Origin of the sequence: Pseudomonas sp. PH1b, from assembly GCF_000633395.1 — a bacterium.
GTDB lineage: Bacteria > Pseudomonadota > Gammaproteobacteria > Pseudomonadales > Pseudomonadaceae > Aquipseudomonas.
Genome location: NZ_AYMU01000043.1, coordinates 1 through 464, shown reverse-complemented (window position 1 = coordinate 464; position 464 = coordinate 1). Strand labels below are relative to the sequence as shown.

Sequence of the window (464 nt, the reverse complement as noted above, 5' to 3'; positions counted from 1 at the left end):
CCATGCGCAACTGGCCGTTGGCATCGAGCTGGATGTCGCCACCGCTGGCAATCAACTTGCCATCGAGCTTGACCCCAACCCCTGCCTCGGTGCCCACCAGCTTGATCGCCCCGGCGTACATGCCGCCCAGGGCCGATGAGTCGATGGCCAGTTGCGGTGCGTCCGCCGGGTTGGCGGTGCGCGCCGTGGCGTTCAAGGTCTTGGCGTCGACGTCGTTGGCCCCGGCGATCAGCGCCAGGTGCTGGGCCTGGATCTCGGCGTTGATCCTGGCGCTGCGGGTGATGATTTCGAACTGATCGACGTTGCTCGCATTGAGCCCCGCGCCTTCGATGGCGACGCTGCCCTGGTCCACCTGATAACGCTGGATCTGGCCGTTGTCGATCACCGGCTTGCCGGTGGTCAGGGTGGCTTTCGGGGTGTTGATGAAGCCGCAGCCGTTGCAAGTCACGCCATAGGGGTTGGCG

Annotated in this window: 1 protein-coding gene; it reads right to left on the bottom strand. The window is 65.5% G+C overall.

The genetic code is table 11. The features are described 5' to 3' along the window. Window positions 1-464 (bottom strand): hypothetical protein (locus tag U873_RS34630; RefSeq protein WP_043274794.1); only part of this gene is annotated, 464 nt, incomplete at both ends.